Source organism: Arthrobacter sp. B0316-1-20, from assembly GCF_059091865.1.
The window spans coordinates 1-16,584 of the sequence record NZ_JBNHHC010000021.1; the positions used below are offsets into that span (position 1 = coordinate 1).

17 protein-coding genes are annotated in these 16,584 nt (G+C 66.8%); 13 read left to right on the top strand and 4 right to left on the bottom strand.

Annotated elements, in window-relative coordinates:
• Positions 1 to 123: 123 nt before the first annotated feature.
• Both AC5RW2_RS27045 and AC5RW2_RS27050 read right to left on the bottom strand, forming a co-directional pair.
• Positions 124 to 741 (bottom strand): isochorismatase family protein, encoded by a 618-nt coding sequence (locus tag AC5RW2_RS27045; RefSeq protein WP_493964336.1) that lies wholly within the window; start codon positions 739 to 741, stop codon positions 124 to 126.
• Positions 738 to 2,069 (bottom strand): nicotinate phosphoribosyltransferase, encoded by a 1,332-nt coding sequence (locus tag AC5RW2_RS27050; protein WP_493949875.1) that lies wholly within the window; start codon positions 2,067 to 2,069, stop codon positions 738 to 740. Before AC5RW2_RS27050 ends, AC5RW2_RS27045 begins: the two co-directional genes overlap by 4 nt.
• A gap of 87 nt (positions 2,070 to 2,156) precedes the next feature.
• Here AC5RW2_RS27050 and clpS point away from each other — a divergent pair, with 87 nt between their 5' ends.
• The 12 genes from clpS (at position 2,157) to AC5RW2_RS27110 (ending at position 13,355) form a co-directional block, all read left to right on the top strand.
• Complete coding sequence (clpS, locus tag AC5RW2_RS27055) at positions 2,157 to 2,489, top strand: ATP-dependent Clp protease adapter ClpS (RefSeq protein WP_414958557.1); 333 nt, start codon at positions 2,157 to 2,159, stop codon at positions 2,487 to 2,489.
• The gene (locus tag AC5RW2_RS27060; RefSeq protein WP_493964335.1) at positions 2,490 to 3,065 is read left to right on the top strand and encodes a DUF2017 domain-containing protein; all 576 of its coding nucleotides are present in this window, start codon (positions 2,490 to 2,492) and stop codon (positions 3,063 to 3,065) included.
• A 227-nt stretch (positions 3,066 to 3,292) separates the two neighbouring features.
• Entirely contained in the window at positions 3,293 to 4,249 is a 957-nt protein-coding gene (gene murI, locus AC5RW2_RS27065) for a glutamate racemase (protein ID WP_493964334.1), read from the top strand.
• A complete protein-coding gene (locus tag AC5RW2_RS27070; protein WP_493964333.1) occupies positions 4,246 to 5,040 on the top strand; it encodes an MBL fold metallo-hydrolase in 795 nt (264 codons plus the stop codon). The genes murI and AC5RW2_RS27070 overlap by 4 nt, the downstream gene beginning before the upstream one ends.
• Positions 5,041 to 5,189: 149 nt before the next feature.
• A complete protein-coding gene (rph, locus tag AC5RW2_RS27075) occupies positions 5,190 to 5,978 on the top strand; it encodes a ribonuclease PH (protein WP_493938889.1) in 789 nt (262 codons plus the stop codon).
• A gap of 25 nt (positions 5,979 to 6,003) precedes the next feature.
• Positions 6,004 to 6,657: an RdgB/HAM1 family non-canonical purine NTP pyrophosphatase gene (gene rdgB, locus AC5RW2_RS27080; RefSeq protein WP_493964349.1), complete on the top strand. Its 654-nt coding sequence runs from the start codon at positions 6,004 to 6,006 to the stop codon at positions 6,655 to 6,657.
• 580 nt (positions 6,658 to 7,237) lie between these two features.
• Positions 7,238 to 8,938: an HNH endonuclease gene (locus AC5RW2_RS27085; protein WP_493964348.1), complete on the top strand. Its 1,701-nt coding sequence runs from the start codon at positions 7,238 to 7,240 to the stop codon at positions 8,936 to 8,938.
• 104 nt (positions 8,939 to 9,042) lie between these two features.
• On the top strand, positions 9,043 to 9,717 hold the full coding sequence (locus AC5RW2_RS27090) for a DedA family protein (RefSeq protein ID WP_493964347.1): 675 nt from the start codon (positions 9,043 to 9,045) through the stop codon (positions 9,715 to 9,717).
• A 500-nt stretch (positions 9,718 to 10,217) separates the two neighbouring features.
• On the top strand, positions 10,218 to 10,607 hold the full coding sequence (locus AC5RW2_RS27095) for a GntR family transcriptional regulator (RefSeq protein WP_493949880.1): 390 nt from the start codon (positions 10,218 to 10,220) through the stop codon (positions 10,605 to 10,607).
• Positions 10,604 to 11,530, top strand: a complete 927-nt coding sequence (locus tag AC5RW2_RS27100; protein WP_493964332.1) for an ABC transporter ATP-binding protein — start codon at positions 10,604 to 10,606, stop codon at positions 11,528 to 11,530. Before AC5RW2_RS27095 ends, AC5RW2_RS27100 begins: the two co-directional genes overlap by 4 nt.
• A complete protein-coding gene (locus tag AC5RW2_RS27105; RefSeq protein ID WP_493949882.1) occupies positions 11,527 to 12,216 on the top strand; it encodes a hypothetical protein in 690 nt (229 codons plus the stop codon). Before AC5RW2_RS27100 ends, AC5RW2_RS27105 begins: the two co-directional genes overlap by 4 nt.
• 122 nt (positions 12,217 to 12,338) lie before the next feature.
• Positions 12,339 to 13,355 (top strand): 3'-5' exonuclease, encoded by a 1,017-nt coding sequence (locus AC5RW2_RS27110; protein ID WP_493949883.1) that lies wholly within the window; start codon positions 12,339 to 12,341, stop codon positions 13,353 to 13,355.
• 43 nt (positions 13,356 to 13,398) lie between these two features.
• On the opposite strand, the gene AC5RW2_RS27115 is transcribed toward AC5RW2_RS27110, so the two are convergent.
• Both AC5RW2_RS27115 and AC5RW2_RS27120 read right to left on the bottom strand, forming a co-directional pair.
• Entirely contained in the window at positions 13,399 to 14,319 is a 921-nt protein-coding gene (locus AC5RW2_RS27115; protein WP_493964331.1) for an SDR family NAD(P)-dependent oxidoreductase, read from the bottom strand.
• Between the two features lie 3 nt (positions 14,320 to 14,322).
• The gene (locus tag AC5RW2_RS27120) at positions 14,323 to 15,423 is read right to left on the bottom strand and encodes an ADP-ribosylglycohydrolase family protein (RefSeq protein WP_493949885.1); all 1,101 of its coding nucleotides are present in this window, start codon (positions 15,421 to 15,423) and stop codon (positions 14,323 to 14,325) included.
• A gap of 146 nt (positions 15,424 to 15,569) precedes the next feature.
• Here AC5RW2_RS27120 and AC5RW2_RS27125 point away from each other — a divergent pair, with 146 nt between their 5' ends.
• The gene (locus tag AC5RW2_RS27125; protein WP_493964330.1) at positions 15,570 to 16,544 is read left to right on the top strand and encodes an MIP/aquaporin family protein; all 975 of its coding nucleotides are present in this window, start codon (positions 15,570 to 15,572) and stop codon (positions 16,542 to 16,544) included.
• Positions 16,545 to 16,584: the final 40 nt, after the last annotated feature.

A 16,584-nucleotide genomic window follows, 5' to 3' on the forward strand; every position in this document is an offset into this window, starting at 1 on the left:
CGCCTTTGGTCGGTCACCGGTGGCGGGGCCTTCGCGGGGGCGCGGGTGCCTTTGGTCGATCACCCGGGGCGGACGGCGGGATCTCCACGCAGGCGCAAGCGCCTTTGGTCGATCACCGGAGACTTACTCGATGACGTCGATGCCGTTGTCGCTGAACTCGGCCAGGGTCTTCTCCACGCGCTCGGCGTTGATGCCCGCCGAGAGCGCCAGGTTCACTGAGGTGGCGTATCCGGCCTGTACGGCATCCAGCGCCGTCTGCCGGACGCAGTAGTCGGTCGCCAGTCCGGCCACCACCACTTCATCCACCTCGTGCTCCTGCAGCCAGTCGTCCAGGCTGAGTGCCTCGGTCTCTTCTTCTTCCTCTTCGCCGTCGCGCTCGCCGGTGGCTACTTCGTCGGCCGGAGCCAGCAGGCCGTCGAAACCGGAGTAGCCGGCGTCGTACTGGCCCTTGCGGAAATAGGCGTCGATCCGGTCGGTGTCCAAGTCAGGGTGCAGGTCGGCTCCGCGCGTGCCTGCCACACAGTGCCGTGGCCAGCTGTCCACGAAGTCCGGTTCGTCGGAGAAATGGCTGCCCGGCTCCACATGCCAGTCCTGGGTTGCCACCACGACGTCGTAGTCATCCGGCCGGCTGTCCAAGTGCTCGCTGATGTCGGCGGCAGTCTTCGCACCGCCGTCGACCGCCAGGGTTCCTCCCTCGCAGAAGTCGTTCTGGACGTCGACGATGATCAGTGCACGTGTCATGACAGCTCCTCGAATTCGGTGGGAATGGCGGGCTCGCCGCGCTGCAGCCGGTGTACGGCGCCGGGCAGTTCGGCCATGGAAGCGGTGTGGCGTTCAGCGGCACGGCGGACTCCTTCGGCGCCGGTCCAACCGTCCGCCAGCTTGCCGTTGGTGACAAATTGATGCAGCAGCGGCCGGTCGTTGCCGTCGTCCAAAGGCCGGTGGCCGATGCCGACTACCTCGGCAGTGGCAGCGCCCTTTGGATTGAGCCGGCGCAGCGCGTATTTGCGTCCGCCGACGGAAATCTTGTTCTTCGACGCCTTCGCCACCGAGACCTGCTCGCCGTCCGGGCCCTCGCGGCTGACCAGTTTGTAGACCATGCTGGCGGTGGGCGCACCGGATCCGGTGACCAGGGCGGTGCCGACGCCGTAGGAATCCACCGGAGCCGAGGCCAGAGCGGCGATGGCAAACTCGTCCAGGTCGGAGGTGACGGTGATGCGGGTGTGATGGTTGCCCAGGTCATCGAGCAACTTGCGCACCCATTGCGCCTGGGCGATCAGGTCGCCAGAATCCAAGCGCACGCCGCCCAACTCGGGACCTGCCAAGTCCACGGCCGTACGGACGGCGGTCTCGACGTCGTACGTGTCCGCCAGCAGGGTGGTGCCCACACCCAGCGAAGCCAGCTGCGCTTCGAAGGCCTGTTGCTCGGTGTCATGCAACAAGGTGAAGGAATGGGCGGCGGTGCCCACCGTCTTGACGCCGTACCGGTAGCCGGCTTCCAGATTGGAGGTGCTGGAGAAGCCGCCAATCACCGCAGCGCGGGCCGCGGCCACCGCTGACTCCTCGTGCGTGCGCCGGGACCCCATCTCGATGCAGGGCCGATTGCCGGCCGCTCCGGTCATCCGCGACGCAGCCGAGGCGATGGCGCTGTCGTGGTTGAGCGCGGACAGGATGAACGTCTCCAGCACGCATGCCTCGGCGAAGCTGGACTCCACAATCAGGATCGGCGAGTACGGGAAGTACGCCTCGCCCTCGGCATACCCGTAGATGTCGCCGGAAAAACGGAAATCGGCCAGCCAGTCGATGGTCTTCGCGTCCACCACGTCCGTGCGGGCAAGAAAATCCAGCTGGTCCTCGGAAAAAGTGAAGTGTTCAATTCCTTCCAGGACCCGGCCCGTGCCGGCCACCACTCCGTACCGTCGCCCGTCGGGCAGCCGTCTGGCGAAGGCCTCGAAGACAGAACGCCGATGGGCTGCCCCGGAGTGCAGGGCGGCCTGGAGCATGGTCAGCTCGTAGTGGTCGGTGTACAGGGAGGTGCTGGGGTGCCCCCAGCCAGCTGCAGTGTTCACATCCCCGACTCTAATCCTGTGTTCGCCGTCTGAGTACTTCGGGGCGGCCGGCGGGTCCCGAAGCAGCGCCTGCCTACAATGGAAGCCATGACCGTGAGCATGCTTCCCTCCTGCACTACCGTGTTGGACGCGGATATCGAGACGTCCCGCCGCACGGAATCGTCCGAACTCACGGCCAAAGACGTCCCGTGGGTCGTCATCGTGTGGAACGATCCGGTCAACCTGATGAGCTACGTCAGCTATGTCTTCCAGAGTTACTTCGGCTATTCCGAGGCCAAAGCACACAAGCTGATGCTCGAAGTGCACCAGCTGGGCAAGTCCGTGGTGGCCACCGGCAGCCGCGAACAGGCCGAGCGGGACACCGTGGCGATGCATTCGTTCGGCCTGTGGGCCACCTACCAGAAGGCGGACCAGGCGTAGATGGCCAAGGCATTCAAGCGCACGCGCAAGGGGATTACCGGCTTCCTCGAGCCGGCCGAGCGGGACCTGATCGGGAAATTGTTCGGGGACGTGATCTCCTTGCTGGAGGTTGACCGGCAGGACGAGGATCCGCTGGCGGCGATGGTGGGGCTGGACCTCGACGCCGCCAAACCCCAGGATGCTGCCCTGCTGCGGCTGCTCCCCGACGCAGTGGAGCACGACGACGGCGAGGCGCTGGAGTTCCGCAGGCTCACCGAGCGCTCACTGCGCGAGGACAAACTCGGGGCGCTGCGCGCCAGTGCGCTGCTGCTGGAACACACGCCGCTGCAACTGACCGATGAGCAGGCCCGGCTGTTCGCACGCGCCACCAATGACGTCCGGCTGGTGCTGGCCGAGCGGCTGAACATCCGCACCGATGAGGACGCGCAGGCGCTGCATGAGATCGACGACTGGTCCCAGGCCGAGGACCTGGAGACCTATCTGGCACTGGTCTATAACTTCATGACCTGGCTCCAGGAAACGTTGATGCAGGCTCTGCTAGACGGACTGGAACGCCAATCCGGCCACGAGCGCTGAGTTCCGCGCCGCCGCGCACGAGCGCTGAGCTCCGCGCCGCCGGCCACCACCGCCTAGCTCCCCGCCGCCGCGCACGAGCGCCTAGCTCCGCGCCGCCGAGAAGCGAGGCCGCTGGACGACGCGAGCGTGTGAGATGGCTTACAGAAGCCGTGCAGAAGTTCGCCCAACCGGCCGCCAACGTCTTATCCTCTAGTGAACATGAGCCCGGAAAGGCAGTGACCCCAAAGATGTTGATCCAACCCGCAGCCCCGATCGGCATCTTTGATTCCGGGGTGGGCGGGCTGACCGTGGCCCGGGCGGTGATCGACCAGCTGCCGAACGAATCCATTTTGTACGTGGGGGACACCGCGAACGGCCCCTACGGTCCGCTGCCGATCGCCGAAGTGCGCGCGAACGCCCTGGGCGTGATGGACGAACTGGTCGACGCCGGCGTGAAGCTCTTGGTCATTGCCTGTAACTCCGCCTCCGCCGCCGTGCTGCGCGACGCCCGGGAGCGCTATACCGCCCGCTACGGCATCCCGGTGATCGAGGTGATCCAGCCGGCCGTCCGCCGCGCCGTCGCCTCCACCCGCAGCGGCCGGATCGGCGTGATCGGCACATCGGCCACGGTCGGCTCCCGCGCCTACGAGGACACGTTCGCCGCCGCGCCACACCTGGACGTGACCTCGGTGGCCTGTCCGCGTTTCGTGGAATACGTGGAAGCCGGCGTGACCGCGGGGCAGGAACTGCTGTCTACCGCCGAAGAGTACCTGGAGCCGCTCAAGCGGGCCGACGTGGACACCTTGGTGCTCGGCTGCACGCACTATCCGCTGCTGACCGGCGTCATCTCCTATGTCATGGGCGACGGCGTCACGCTGGTGTCCAGCGCGGAAGAGACCGCCAAGGACGTCTACCGTTCACTGGTTTCCCACGATTTGCTGAGGCCGGAAGGAACGCCGGGCCAGCACCACTTTGTTGCCACCGGCGATGCCGCCTCCTTCGAGGTGCTGGCCCGCAGGTTCCTGGGACCCGAGGTGATTGCGGTAGAGCATGTGGACCACGTGGCCGCACAATATCCCACCGGTAGCATGGCCCGGATTACTCCGGAAATGATTGCCGCCGCGCGCGCCGGCGTGCCGTCGGAACCCAGAATTTCGCCGTTTGCCGCCACGGCGCGGCAGCCCGGCCAGGGGGAGCGGGCATGAACCTGACCATCATCGGCTGCAGCGGCTCGTTTCCCGGACCACAGTCCCCGGCGTCGTGCTATTTGGTAACTGCCGACGACGGTGAACGCATCTGGCGCATCCTGTTGGACCTGGGCAACGGCGCCCTGGGGACCGCGCAGCGTTACATGGAGTTGGAGGATATCGACGCGATCTTCCTGAGCCATCTGCACCCGGACCACTGTATGGACCTGTGCGGACTCCACGTTGCGGTGCGTTGGAATCCCGGCGGCTGGGCCAAGGGCCGGATTCCGGTGTGGGGGCCGGCGGCCACCGCGGATCGGATGGCTACAGCCTACGGACTGGAGCTGGACCCCGGCATGACCGAGGAGTTCGATTTTCACCACTGGGCCGAACGGGAACCGGTGAAGCTGGGGCCGTTCACCATCACGCCCTATCCGGTGCGCCATCCGGTGGACGAGGCCTACGCCATCCGTGTCGAGGCCACTGAACCCACACCCAATGGGCCGGTGACACGGGTGCTGGCTTACTCCGGTGACACCGACAGCTGCCCCGGGTTGGTTGAAGCAGCCACCGGCGCGGACATGTTCCTCTGTGAGGCCGCCTTCCACGAAGGCCGCGACGACGCGGTCGACGGCGTGCACCTCACCGGGAAGCGCGCCGGCGCAGCCGCCACCGAGGCTCAGGTCCGGCGGCTGCTGCTGACCCACCTGCCGGTTTGGAACGATTCGGTGCGGACCGTCAACGAGGCCCGCGAAACCTACCAGGGCGATTTGGCCGTGGCTGTAGCCGGCGTCAGTTACGTCGTCTGACTCGGGCAGCTTGTGGCGCGGCGCCTGCGCGCCGAAGCCTGCGCCGTCGTGCCTCAGCCGCACGGCCCGCGCCGCGGCGCTTGACTCGCACCACCTGAACCGCGGCGTTGACTCGCCCGGCGCACGGTGCGAGCCGATAGGCTGGTGCCATGACTGATGTTGATTCCAGCTCCGCCCTGCCCGCCGTCACTGTCCGAGCCGACGGCCGGACGCCTGAGCAGCTGCGTCCGATCAGCATCACCCGCGGCTGGTCCAACCAAGCCGAAGGCTCTGCGCTCATCGAATTCGGCAACACCCGCGTGCTGTGCACCGCCTCGCTGACCTCGGGTGTTCCGCGCTGGCTCAAGGGCGAGGGCCGTGGCTGGGTCACGGCCGAATATGCCATGCTTCCGCGAGCCACCAACACCCGTTCCGACCGCGAATCCGTCAAGGGAAAGATCGGCGGGCGTACGCACGAAATCTCCCGCCTGATCGGCCGTTCGCTTCGCTCGGTGATCGACACCAAGGCACTGGGGGAGAACACCATCGTGCTTGACTGCGACGTGCTGCAGGCCGACGGCGGCACCCGCACCGCCGCCATCACCGGCGCCTTTGTTGCCCTCGCCGATTCATTGCACTGGGCCAAAGAGCAGAAACTGGTCGCCCGCTCGGCCCGGCCCCTGACCGACACCGTGGCCGCCGTGAGTGTGGGAATTATCGACGGCGTGCCGATGCTGGACCTTCCTTATGTTGAAGACGTTCGCGCGGAAACCGACATGAATGTGGTGGTCACCGGATCGGGTCAGTTCGTGGAGGTCCAAGGCACCGCCGAAGGCGCGCCGTTCGACCGTACAGAGCTCGACGCCCTGCTGGACCTGGCTCTGGCCGGCACTGCCCAGCTCTCCCAGATCCAGCGCGACACGCTTTCGGAGACGCTCGGAGAAGTCATCCGTGGCTGAAGCAGGGGCTGGACAGGGCGGCGCACTGAGCTCACAGGGCGCCCAAGACCCCCAGAGTGCACCGGGCACCGGACCCCGTCTGGTCCTGGCCACCCACAACCAGGGCAAGCTGCGCGAGCTACGCGAACTGCTGCGGAACCAGATTCCGGGACTCGACGTGGACACCCAGGTGATCGACGCTGCTGCAGCAGGTGCGCCGGACGTTGCCGAAACCGGACTGACCTTTGCGGAAAATTCCCTGTTGAAGGCGCGAGCGGTTGCCCACGCCACCGGCCTCGTGGCGGTGGCAGACGACTCAGGCTTGGCCGTGGACGTACTTGGCGGCGCACCAGGAATCTTTTCCGCCCGATGGGCCGGGAAACATGGCGACGACGAGGCCAACCTGCGCCTCCTGTTGGCCCAGTTGGCCGACATCGCGCCCGAGCATCGAGGTGCCGCATTCGTCTGCGCCGCGAGCGTTGTGTCGCCGCGGCTGGAAGCCGTCGAAGAGGGCCGTCTCGACGGCGTCCTGCTGACCGAACCTCGCGGCTCGGGAGGTTTCGGCTACGACCCCATCCTGCAGCCGGCCGGACTGGACCGCAGCTGCGCGGAACTGCAACCGGAGGAAAAGAACGCCATCAGCCACCGCGGCCAGGCGTTCCGCGCGCTGCTGCCGCACCTCGTCGCGGCCCTGAGCTAGCGCTGCGCTGCGTCTCGGTCGCGGGGCTGAGCTAGCGCGCTGCGCTGCAAATAGACAGGCGCCGCCGGCCAGGCAACCAGATACGCGCGATATTCTGGCATCGCCTAGTTACGGCGCACTCGACGGGCAACTGCGTGCGTTGCTCAGGCCCTTCGTCGAAGCTGGCCGCCTGACACCTGCCTCAGACACCTGGGGCAGGGACGGTAGGGCTCCGTTCGGGCAATCCCGTCCGGTTAGCGAACCAGGGAGCCCCACAAGGGTGGGCCTTTAGTTGGTTTCGTATCGTGGCTCTGCCATCGGACACCGCTTTTCGTCTGCAACAGCCTTCGGCCCTTGGCAGCCCGGTGGCCCACCCGCAGGTAGATCTGTGAACATCTAAACCAGGCCGACGCTAGAGACCCGTGGCACCCTGTCATCCGAAAGTGTCCGACCCGGCTTATAGGCTGTGTTCAGTAAGCAGTTCTGTACCAAATGTTGGCCATCGGGTGTGGTTTTCCGGTGGTGTCTGCGGGCTTTGTCCCGTGAACGTTCGTAGTCGAAGCCGTGCCCCGCGGGGTGCTGAAGATTGAGACGCGTGAGAATGTTTGATCCGGCAGCACCGCAACCTTCCGCCGCAGCCCCGGCTGACCCCGGCACCATGCCTGCGCCCGGCGCTGTCGAACCTGCGGCCGCCGTTCACGGTGTCGCGGTTTCGTTGCCGCCGGTTGATCTTGAGGCGTCCGCGGCGGAGTTGGTGGACCAGCTCACCGCCAGGGAGGATGCCAAGGACGCGATCGCCGCGGACCAGGCCAGGCTGATGGTCGCGCTGGAGCAGCGGATCCGCGCCGAGCGTGCCGCCGCCGGCGTTCCCGCTGCGCGGCGGGGTGAAGGGATCGCCAAGCAGGTCGGGTTGGCGCGCCGGGAGTCCCCGCACCGGGCGGCCCTGCTGCTGGGCCGGGCCAGGGTCCTGGTCAACCAGATGCCGCACACACTCAGAGCACTTCAATCGGGGAGGTTGAATGAGTGGCGGGCGGCGATCCTGGTCCGGGAAACCGAGTGCCTGAGCCCGGAGCACCGCGGCCGCGTGGACCGGGAACTGGCCGGGAACCCGGACCGCCTGCACGGGATGGGGAACCGGCAGCTGGAGGCCGAAGCCAAACGGATCGCGTACCGGCTGGACCCGTGGGCGGTGGTCGGCCGGGCGGCAAAGGCCGAAGCGGACCGGCATGTCTCCTCCCGGCCCGAGCCGGATGTGATGGTCGCGGTCCGGACCCTGCTGCCCGTTTCCCAGGGGGTGGCCGTGATGGCCGCGCTGCATCAGGAAGCGGAGCGGCTGCGCAATGCCGGGGATCCCAGGAGCAGGGGCCAGATGATGGCCGATACCGTGTTTGAACGCGTCACCGGGCGGAGCACCGCCGACCCGGCCCGGTTGGAAGTGCAGTTGGTGATGACCGACCGGGCGCTGCTGCAGGGCGGGACCGAACCGGCCTGGCTGACCGGCTACGGCGTCGTCCCGGCCCAGTACGCCCGCGACCTGATCCGCCTGCCGCAGGCCCCGCCGGACCAGATCCCGCCGGGCCCGCCTTGCAGCGGCTTCGGGCAGAAGGCGCCGCCCGCGGGAACCGAGCCGGGCTGGAAGACCGCCCGCGAGCAGGCCCGGCAGGACAGGCTGCGGAACCTGAAAGTCGGCGGCGTGGAGGATGTCTGGATCCGGCGGCTGTATACCGCGCCGGGGACCGGGCAGCTGCTGGGCATGGACTCGAAGGCCCGGAAGTTCCCCGACGGGATCCGGCGGATGGTCATGGCCCGGGACGCGTTCTGCACCGGTCCGTGGTGCGATGCGCCGATCCGGCACATCGACCACATCGTCGCCTACGCCGAGGGCGGGCCCACCAGCCTGGCCAACGGGCAGGGGCTGTGCGAGCGCTGCAACCAATCGAAGGAAGCCGACGGCTGGTCCGCCAAACCCCTGCCCGGGCCCCGGCGCAGCGTCAAGACCACCACACCCACCGGCCACACCTACACCTCCACCGCCCCACCCCTGCCCGGGGCAACGGTGGACGGACCGCCGCCCCTGCCCATCCGCAAACCCGGAGACATCGAAACGCCGGAACCAACCGAGGGTCGAGCAGGAGGAGGCCAAGCTGGACGAGGCCAAACCGGAGGATCGGGTGACACGGAAGCGAGGCATGTGGCCGAACGCCGCAGCCATGCACGCCAGGAACTGGCGAAGTGCCGCCGACGCGCACGGCTGATGCGCCGTCGTAATCCTCACGCCCGGCGGACCATCGATTTTGGTTGATACGGGCTACGGCGACAGCGTCCGGCTGTCTCTGGTGGTCGGTGTAGCCGAACCCGGTTCGGACTATGGGGCGGGGTAAGGCAAACTTGTAGGCGATGAGCATGATGACCCTTTCCTCCCTGTCAGGCCACCTCCCCGCACAAACCTCTGGCGATACCAGCGCACTCACTGGTGTAGCAGATTGGGCTGTCGGCTTGATGGAGACCATTGGTGCCCCTGGTGCCGGACTGGCCATCGCGTTGGAGAACCTTTTCCCTCCGCTGCCCAGTGAGGTGGTACTCCCGCTGGCCGGCTTCACTGCGAGCCGCGGCAGTTTCAGTCTCATCGAAGCACTGATCTGGACCACACTGGGCTCGGTCTTCGGCGCCTGGGCGCTGTACGGTCTGGGGGCTTGGCTGGGCCGGAGGCGGATGCGCGCCATCGCAGCCAAACTTCCGCTGATCGACCTCGAAGACGTGGACAAGGTCGAGGCTTGGTTCAACCGACATGGCTACAAGGCGGTGTTCTTCGGGCGGATGGTCCCCATTTTCCGAAGCCTGATCTCCATCCCCGCTGGCATCGAACGCATGCCCGTCGCCAAGTTCCTCTTACTGACCAGTGCCGGCAGCCTGATCTGGAACACCATCTTCGTGCTCGCTGGCTTCTATCTGGGGGAGAACTGGCACATCGTGGAGCAGTACGCGGGCATCTTCCAAAAGCTCGTCATCGTCGTCGTTGTTCTTGCCTCGCTCTACTGGCTCACCACGAGGATCCGCAAGATCCGGAACCGCCGGAGCTAGCACCCACGGCCTCTCGCGGGTCTGTTTCTGAAGGCCTGCGATTGGCCAGGGCTGCCCTGCGGTGTGTCGGCTAAGTCCGATACCTTTCCTGAGCGCCCCGCCTGCCGTCGCTGCGGAGCGCCGCTCACGTACCCGTGCACCTTCCGGCCTCCGCCGGCTGCCTCCCGCCCTAGCCCGGCCTCTGTGCGTGCAGCCACCCCGCCAACCTGCCCGAATCTCCCGCTTGCCCATTCGGCAGGGCGCAGCTGCGTGCCCAACGGCGTCACTCCCACTCGCTATCCGGGGAGGCACTCGCGGTCCGAACCAGCGCGAACCCGCCGCCCCGACCAGCGCGAACCTGGCCCTACGCCAGGGTTGACCAATCCGCTCGTCCGGTACACCCAGCGCCTGAATTCACGACCACCTTCTTGACAAGCGATTCCAGCGTTGTATGGTTAGCTACATCAGTAACTAACCCCTGCACCGAACGACCAGTGGGGGCGACCAAGGAAGGAGCGGCTGTGATCGACGATTCAAGGCCGATCTTCCTGCAGATCGCGGAGCTCATCGAGAACGACATCGTGGACGGGACGCTTGCCGAAGAAAGCCAAGTGCCATCCACGAACGAGTTCGCAGCGTTCTACCGGATCAATCCCGCCACTGCAGCGAAGGGAGTCAACCGCTTGGTGGACGACGGGATTTTGTACAAGAAGAGGGGGATCGGCATGTTCGTATCGGCCGGCGCCCGCTCCCGGTTATTGGCCCAAAGGCGCGACGACTTTTTCAGGGAGTACGTCCAGCCAATGACCCGGGAGGCACGAAAGCTGGGCATCAGCACCGCACAGCTGACAGAAATGCTCCACCGCACCGAGTCCACCAGCGACATGACAGAGGGAAGCGTGTCCCGATGAACAACCTGACCACACCCGCCATAGAACTGCGGCAGGTGACCAAGACGTACCGCGATGCCAAGGCGCTGGACAACGTCAGCCTGCGCTTGGAAGGCAACCGGATCTACGGCCTGTTGGGCCGCAACGGAGCCGGCAAGACCACGATGATGTCGGTCCTCACCGGCCAGGGATTCCAGAGCAGCGGCGAAGCGCTGGTCTTCGGCCAGCACCCCTATGAGAACGACGGCGTGCTGTCCCGGATTTGCTTCATCCGTGAATCGCAAAAGTACCCCGATGATTTCAACGCACGGCAGGCCTTCAAGTCCGCGTCCATGTTCTTCAAGCACTGGGATCAGGCGTTCGCGGACCAGCTGGTCGAGGAATTCCAGCTGCCGCTCAAGCGGCGGATCAAGAAGCTCTCACGGGGCCAGCTCTCCGCCGTCGGCGTGATCATCGGGCTGGCGTCCCGCGCAGAAATAACGTTCTTTGACGAGCCGTACCTGGGGCTGGACGCGGTGGCACGGCAGATTTTCTACGACCGGCTGGTCGAGGACTTTGCCGCGCACCCGCGGACGATCATCCTCTCCTCGCACCTGATCGATGAGGTGGCGAACCTGCTGGAGCATGTGGTCCTGATCGACCGCGGCCGGATCATCTTGGATGACGACGCCGAGGCCATCCGCGGCACGGCCGTCACGGTTGCGGGCAACGCCTCTGCTGTCCAGTCCTTCGCCGCCGGCCGGGAGGTGCTGCATCGCGAGTCGCTGGGCTCGTTAGCTTCGTGGACAGTGGAAGGCCGGCTGACGAACGCCGAGCGTGCCGAGGCGGCCGAACTTGGCCTGGAGCTGGCCCCGGTGTCGCTCCAGCAGTTGGTGGTGCGCAAGACCATGGCAGCAACCGATGCTGTCCTCGATACCGACTCCGAGCTGGAGGTCCTGAAATGAACCGCGTCGTCAACGTTGCGCGCATGCAGCTGATCAACAAGTGGACCTTCCTGGGGATCCCAGCGATCATCATGCTGTCAGCCTTCCTGATCACCCTCGCCATCTGGGCGATGATCCCAGCCAGCGGCGAGACGTTCTACTCCGGGGCTTCGCAGGCGGTGATGTGGTATTTCTTCGCGTTAGGCATCCAGTCGCTAACCCTCACGTTCCCGTTCTCGCAAGCCATGAGCGTCAGCCGGAGGACCTTCTACATCGGTACCGTAGGGCTGTTCGCGACCGTGGCGCTGGTCATCAGCGTGCTCTACTACCTGCTGGGCCTGGTGGAAGTGGTCACCAACGGCTGGGGTTTCAACGGACAGTTGTATGCCCTGGGCTGGATCGCCAGTGAGCATGCCGTGGTGCAGATCCTGTTCTACTTCATCGCGATGGTGGTGCTGTTCATGATCGGTTTCTGGTTTGCCACCATCTACAAGCGCTGGCAGGCAACCGGGATGTTGGTCACATGGATCGCCATTGCTGTGGTCCTGATCGGCCTGCTGGGGCTGACCAGCTGGCAGGGTTGGTGGCCGGTGGTGGGGCAGTGGTTCGTGGCCCAGACGCCGCTGAGCGTCTCCGGCTGGACGGCGCTGTTCTGCGCGGTTCTGGCGGTGGGCTCCTACCTGACCCTGCGGCGCGCCACCCCCTGATCCCGGGCCTGATCACCGCGCAAGACAGCAGTCGCACGGCGGTTCCCGCACACCATGCGGGAGCCGCCGCGCCGCGTGGTGGCGGACCGGAACTGTCCTGGCCATCAATTAGGGTTGAGCCCGTGGCAGTTGACTTCACGGCGATTGATTTCGAGACGGCAAACGGGTTCAGGGGCTCACCATGCTCCGTCGGCTTGAGCAAGGTCCGTGGCGGCCGGATCGTCGAGGAAGCCTCGTGGCTGATGCGCCCGCCGGAAGGTTTCGACCATTTCGATCCGCGCAATGTCCAGATCCACGGCATCACTGCCGGCATGGTTGCAGCGAAGCCGCGTTTCGGGGAAGTGTTCGCGGACATGGCAGATTTCATCGGCTCCGACGTGCTGATCGCCCACAACGCCGCCTTCGACATGGGAGTCATTCGGTCGGCACTGGAAGTCTCTGAACTTTCCGGCCCGGCCTACGACTACGCGTGCACGGTCATCCTGTCGCGGCGCAACTACTCGCTGGTGTCCTATTCGCTCCCGTTCGTGGCCGAAGCGGCGGGCGTGCCGTTGCTGAACCACCACGACGCGGTGGCAGACGCCCGGGCCTGCGCCGGCATCATGATCGACATTGCCCGCCGGAATTCGGCCGAGAACATTCCGGACCTGCTGACGGCGATGCAGTTGCGCACCACCCGCCTTGAGGCGTATATCCACGGAACGGCAGCCGTCTCGAAACCCACGCGGACTGCGCTGGAACGCCAAACGCTGGCGTCGGCCGGGGGCGCGGCACCGTCTTCCGCCTGGACGTACTGGCCGGACGAGGGCAGCAATCCCGAACCGAACCAGCACGCCGACGATTCCCACCCGTTGTACGGCCAGACTGTGGTGTTCACCGGCAATTTGGGCCTGTCCCGCCAAGAGGCGAAGAACCGGGCGGCGGAACTGGGCGCGCGGCCGGCCAGCAACGTGACCCGCAAAACCACGGTACTGGTGGTCGGAGACGGCTTCGTCGCCTCGGATCTCAAAAGCGGCCGGGTCACGGCTAAGGCGCATAAAGTGCTGCAGCTGCACGGCAAGGGCCAGCAGATCGAGGTACTCTCCGAAGGCGAGTTCCTGCAGATGATCGGCGGGCGCTGGCCCGCGCACAGCGCCTGACTGGAAGCGCCTGACTGACAGCGCCTGACTTGGAGCGCCTAGCTCAAAGCTGCAGGCGGACCCCGGTGAGCTCTTCGGACAGGTCGATCAGCCGGGAGGCAGCGTTGCGCTCGCGGGCATGCCGCTGCGGCTCAACGAGGGCGGGGTGCCCGGTCATCTGGAAGCGTCTGTCGGGTCCCCAATAGTCGCCGTTATGCACACCGTCGCCGGCCGTCGCCTCCACCAGAGGCCACGCTCCCGCGTCCTTGCCCTGCGCCACCAAGCCGAACAGCAGACGCGGCCAGCCGGTGGCCGGCTGCGACAGCTGAAGTCCGGGCCGGTCGGGCGTGAAGTACCTCCGGGCGTACCCCGGATGCGCCACCACGGACGAGGCGGGCGAGGCCACCGCCTCGAGCCGGTGCGCCAGTTCGAAACCGAAACTCATCACCGCGAGCTTGGACAGGGCGTAGGCCCGGTAGCTGGAGTACTTCGCCGGAATCGCTGCCCGCCGGAAGTCCGGGCGGACCCAGCGGTGGCTGATGCTGCCCACGTGCACCACGCGGCCGCGGCTGAGGGTCAGTGCAGGCATCAGCCGGGCAATCAGTGCGAAGTGGCCCAGATGGTTGGTGCCGAACTGCAGCTCAAAGCCGTCGGTGGTGAATTGCAGCTCCCGGGAGCCGATGACGCCGGCGTTGGCCAGCAGGGCATCAATCCGCCCGAGACCAGCCAGGTCCTCCGCGGCTTGCCGGACCGAGTCCAGATTGGCCAGGTCGAGCCGCTGGAAGCGCACGTCGGCCCCGGCCACAGTGCTCCGGACTGCTTCCATCGCAGCGCGGCAGCGCGCTTCGTCGCGGGCGGCCATCACCACCGTAGCTCCGGCCGCGGCCAGCTGCTCGCTGGCGAAATAGCCAAGGCCGGCACTGGCGCCGGTCACGATGATCGTCTTGCCGTCCTGGCGGGGCAGGGCGGCCGGGTCGTGGCGCATGCCTTAGCCCTGGGTCTGTTCCAGGAAACGCGCCGCCATGCCGAGGATGACGTCGGGTCCCTGCAGGGCTGCCAGCCATTCGGCGGGCAGCGCAGTTTCACCGTAATAAGCGCCCAAAAGGTTGCCGGCCAGGCTGCCGGTAGCGTCGCTGTCACCGTCGTGATTGATCGACGTGGCGACGCCCCTGCGGAAGTGTTGAACCGGCGTCGTACTGTCCGCAGTAGCCAGGACCGCGTACAAGGCGATGGATAGAGCCTCTTCGGCCGTCCGGCCTTCGCCGAGCGCCGCGGTCAGGTCGGCAGGTGCCACGGCTCCGTGGGCGGAGAGCTCGACGGCGGCCCGCAGGCGCGCGGCCAAGTCGGCGGCCCCGGCGTCCTGTTCGGTCCGGGCCAGCATGGCCACGGCGGCGCCCGGCAGGGTGGCTTGTTCATGCACCAGCAGCCGGATCAACGTCGCCAACGTAGCGGCGCTGCGGTGGGCCGCTGGATGGCCGTGGGTGAGCGCAGAGCCGTCGGTGGCCAGCCGCTGAACGGTCTGGTCGTCGACGAACGGCAGCAGTCCGAAGGGCGCGGACCGCGTTACGGTGCTGCCGTCTTGAGCGTCCGGATTGACCGGCCGTGCGCGGGTTCCCATCTCGCCGGTGGCCAGCCCGGACAGGCAGGCCTCGGCCGGCGCGCGCCGCGCATGCAGCACCGACTGGCCGTCGATCCAGCGGGGCAGCGGCTCCGGCGCATTCTCAGGGAAGCGGCCCTCCTGCGTGTTGTACCAGCGGAGGTAGGCGAGCCAGAGGCAGGCGGCTTCGTCCGCGGCGGTGCCGGCGTTGGCCCACTCCAGAGCCTCAGTCAACCCGTCGAGGGTGTACAGCGTCAGTTGCGTGTGATCGGTGAAATGCCCCGGCTCGGGTAGTTGTGAGAAGCCCCGCAGCCCGTCGGGCCCGAAGCGCCCGGCGACCGAATCGTATGAGTCTGATTTAACGGCTGCCCCCAGCTGGTTTCCCAGCGCGCCGCCCAGCAGGCAGCCGCGCACCCGCGAGGCGTAGTCCGGGACAGTGTGCGCAGTCGGGTAGCTGGACCGGGAACCGGGGAGCGGGGCATCGGTAATCACGATTACCAGCTTAGGCGTGAGCTCGGAACATTTCGCCCGCAGCGCTTCCGGGAAGCGTTCAGGGTTTTCCCAGAACCCGGTGACAGAGTGGAGTAGTTTTGAGTCAATCGCCGGCGTCCCGCCGGCCCGGCAGAAGGACAGTATCCATGGCAGCAGCCCATCCGGCGGCGTCGGCCCCGGCCGTCCCCGCCGCCCCACCCCGGCTTGGCGAAGGACGCAGCTACTCGGCCCGGATCGGTGCCGAGCTGGCCGGTTCGTTCTTGCTGTTTTTCGGTGCGCTGGGAATCGGCATGTTCAATCCGCAGGGCACTTTCGGTGTTCCCTTCGGCTTCGGCTTTGCCGTGGTTGCCGGCATGCTCGCCTTCGGCTACATCTCGGGCGGCCACTTCAACCCGGCCATCACGCTGGGCAGCGCGCTCGCGGGGCGCACTTCCTGGAAGTCGGTGCTGCCTTATGTCCTGGCGCAGCTGGTCGGCATGTCGCTGGCAGCCGTGGTGCTGTGGGTCATTATCGGCAGCCATCCGGCCGGCGCGCAGTCGGCCAGTGTGTTCGCTTCGATCGCCAACGGCTACGCCGGCGGTGATGAGCTGGGCTTCTCGATGGCCGGCGTTTTCCTGGCCGAAACCATCGCGACCGGCCTGCTGGTGGCCGTCTACCTGGGCGCGACCTCGTCCCGCGAGCGGCTGCGCACCGCCCCCTTCGCCGTCGGCCTGGTCTTCGCCGTGCTCACCGCGGTCATGCTGCCCATCTCGAACGCCGGCCTGAACCCGGCCCGCTCCACCGCCGCGGTGTACTTCGCCGGCGGCGGCTCGGTGGGCGAGCTGTGGCTGTTCTGGGTGGCGCCGCTGCTTGGTGCCCTGATTGCCGGGCTGCTGTACCGCAGTGCCGAGATGGTGCCGGCGTCGCGTAGGAAAACGGACGACGGCGGTGCCCCGGTTGTGTCTGCCGCCGCACCTGTGGAGGGCGCGACCGCCGGGCTGGAGCCAGGCAGGAGTGATGTTCCCGACGTCGCTGTAGAAGACCAGCCGGACGAGCCCGCTCCCGCGGACGACCAAGGCGCGGCTGAAGCCCGCGATTTCTTTGACCGCAAGTCGAACCGGCCCCGCCCGGACACCGATTAAGCTCAAGCGGTAACGGCAACGGCACGTCCCGATTCGGGGG

Bases quoted from the DNA above. Each gene is read 5' to 3' on its own strand.
- AC5RW2_RS27045 (WP_493964336.1), bottom strand. From the start codon at position 741: ATGACACGTGCACTGATCATCGTCGACGTCCAGAACGACTTCTGCGAG.
- clpS (WP_414958557.1), top strand. From the start codon at position 2,157: ATGACCGTGAGCATGCTTCCCTCCTGCACTACCGTGTTGGACGCGGAT.
- AC5RW2_RS27060 (WP_493964335.1), top strand. From the start codon at position 2,490: ATGGCCAAGGCATTCAAGCGCACGCGCAAGGGGATTACCGGCTTCCTC.
- murI (WP_493964334.1), top strand. From the start codon at position 3,293: ATGTTGATCCAACCCGCAGCCCCGATCGGCATCTTTGATTCCGGGGTG.
- AC5RW2_RS27070 (WP_493964333.1), top strand. From the start codon at position 4,246: ATGAACCTGACCATCATCGGCTGCAGCGGCTCGTTTCCCGGACCACAG.
- rph (WP_493938889.1), top strand. From the start codon at position 5,190: ATGACTGATGTTGATTCCAGCTCCGCCCTGCCCGCCGTCACTGTCCGA.
- AC5RW2_RS27085 (WP_493964348.1), top strand. From the start codon at position 7,238: ATGTTTGATCCGGCAGCACCGCAACCTTCCGCCGCAGCCCCGGCTGAC.
- AC5RW2_RS27090 (WP_493964347.1), top strand. From the start codon at position 9,043: ATGACCCTTTCCTCCCTGTCAGGCCACCTCCCCGCACAAACCTCTGGC.
- AC5RW2_RS27100 (WP_493964332.1), top strand. From the start codon at position 10,604: ATGAACAACCTGACCACACCCGCCATAGAACTGCGGCAGGTGACCAAG.
- AC5RW2_RS27105 (WP_493949882.1), top strand. From the start codon at position 11,527: ATGAACCGCGTCGTCAACGTTGCGCGCATGCAGCTGATCAACAAGTGG.
- AC5RW2_RS27115 (WP_493964331.1), bottom strand. From the start codon at position 14,319: ATGCGCCACGACCCGGCCGCCCTGCCCCGCCAGGACGGCAAGACGATC.
- AC5RW2_RS27125 (WP_493964330.1), top strand. From the start codon at position 15,570: ATGGCAGCAGCCCATCCGGCGGCGTCGGCCCCGGCCGTCCCCGCCGCC.